General features: G+C 68.1%; 2 protein-coding genes and 1 pseudogene. 1 reads left to right on the top strand and 2 read right to left on the bottom strand.

Annotation, left to right across the window (positions count from 1 at the left end; translation table 11 throughout):
* Together zapE and AC1VAN_RS20315 are read right to left on the bottom strand one after the other, a co-directional pair.
* On the bottom strand, positions 1 to 916 hold a 916-nt coding region (gene zapE / locus AC1VAN_RS20310; RefSeq protein ID WP_480986585.1), incomplete at its 3' end, for a cell division protein ZapE.
* Complete coding sequence (locus tag AC1VAN_RS20315) at positions 913 to 1,584, bottom strand: alpha/beta hydrolase (RefSeq protein WP_025875785.1); 672 nt, start codon at positions 1,582 to 1,584, stop codon at positions 913 to 915. The genes AC1VAN_RS20315 and zapE, both read right to left, overlap by 4 nt.
* A gap of 43 nt (positions 1,585 to 1,627) precedes the next feature.
* On the opposite strand from AC1VAN_RS20315, the pseudogene AC1VAN_RS20320 reads away from it, so the two are divergent.
* Positions 1,628 to 1,932 (top strand): annotated as a pseudogene (locus tag AC1VAN_RS20320) (EamA/RhaT family transporter); the annotation flags it as partial.

The following is a 1,932-nucleotide window of genomic DNA, read 5'->3' on the forward strand; positions in this document are numbered from 1 at the left end:
CGGCATCCTCGTTCAGGCGATCGAAGGCCGGAATGCCCCCCAGCAGCACGGTGTTGAACTCGTGCGCGATCTCGATGTAGTCCGACGGCCCGCGCGGGCCTTCGCACAGGGCGGCGAAGTCGAACCAGGCAATGCTCTTGCCGCGCGCGCGCACCGGAATCTTGCGGCTCTCGATTTCGATGTTGCCCGCCTTGGCCGGCTGGCCACCGCTCAACTCGCCCCAGCGCGTGGACAGCCAGGTGTCACTGTCGGCGGCCAGCGGCGCGCGGTACACCGGCGAACGGGTCAGCGCGCGCATGCGGTAGTCCTCGGTGCCTTCGGCGTACAGCTCCACGCAGTAGCGCTGCAGCAAGCCGATGGCCGGCATGAAGCTCTCGCGCTGCAGGCCGTTGAGGTACAGGTTTTCCACCGCCGTGTTGGAGGTGGTGACCAGGGTCACGCCCTCGGCGAACATCCGCTCCAGCAGGCGCGCCAGCAGCATGGCATCGCCGATGTCGGTGACGAAGAATTCGTCCAGCACCAGCACGCGCAGGTTGCTGCGCCATTCCTGGGCGATCTTCGCCAGCGGATCGCTCTGGCCCTGGTGCTCGCGCAGGCGCTCATGCACGCTGCGCATGAACCGATGGAAGTGGGTGCGGTACTTCTGCTTGATCGGCAGGCCGTCGTAGAACAGGTCGACCAGGAAGGTCTTGCCGCGGCCGACGCYGCCCCAGAAGTACAGGCCCTTGACCGGCTCGGGCTTCTTCCAGAACGAGGACAGGCGGTCCAGCCAGCCGTCCTCGGCGCTGTCCACCAGGGCCAGATGGATCCGGTCCAGCTCGGCCAGGGCCGCATGCTGGGCCGGGTCGTTCTGCCAATCGCCGCGTTCCACCCCGGCCGCGTAGCGCTGCGTCGGGGTCAGTTCCGCCTCGCTCATGCCGCCGTGCCCAGCCAATGCTTGACGCCGTGGGTGAGCGCGCCGCGCAGGTCGATCAGCTTGCGGTGGAAGAAGTGGCTGGTTTCGGGCATGCGCACCAGTTCATGCGGGGCATCGAGGGTGTCCAGCCACTGGTACACGGCCTGCGGGTCGACGATTTCATCCTGCTCGCCCTGGATCACCAGCCAGCGGGCCGGCGGCGCGATGCCATCGAAGTCCCAACGGCCCGCCGGCGGCGCGATCGAGATCAGCGCTTCGGGCTGCAGCTCGGCGGCAGCCTTCAGCGAAACGAATGCGCCGAAGCTGAAACCGGCCAGCCACAGGCGGTCGTCCGGGCGCTGCTGGCGGACCCAGGCGGTGACGGCCTTGAGGTCCTCCTGCTCGCCCACGCCATGGTCGAATTCACCGGCAGAGCCGCCGACGCTGCGGAAGTTGAAGCGCACCGTGGCAATGCCCAGCTCGCGCAGGGTGGTGGCGGTCATGGTGACCACCTTGTTGTGCAGGGTGCCGCCTTCGGTGGACAGCGGATGGCAGATGATGGCCACGATCGGCTGCACCGGCACATCGGCCTTGGGCAGGTCGACGAGCACTTCCAGCGGGCCAACCGGGCCCTCCAGTGCAATGCAGGCGGTTTCGCCGGGGGCGACGGGGAACGAGGGCGTGTGCATGGCACCATGATAGCGTCCCCCGCCGCTGCCCTGTGCCCGCCCCATGCTCTACCTGTCCCTGGCCGTGATCTGCAGTGTGCTGGTTTCGGTGTTGTTGAAGCTGGCTGGCCGTCGCCAGCTGGACGTTGCGCAGATGGTGACCTGGAACTACCTGGTGGCCGCGACGATGACGGCGGTGGTGCTGCAGCCGCCACTGGAGGCACTGCGCGGACCGCATGCGCCGTGGCTGTCATTGCTGGCGCTGGCGGTGGTGCTGCCCTCGATCTTCCTGGTGCTGGGCCGCGCGGTGGCGGTGGCCGGCATCGTCCGCAGTGATGTGGCGCAGCGGTTGTCGCTGCTGCTGTCGCT

This window comes from Stenotrophomonas sp. 05L44_2, assembly GCF_056665995.1.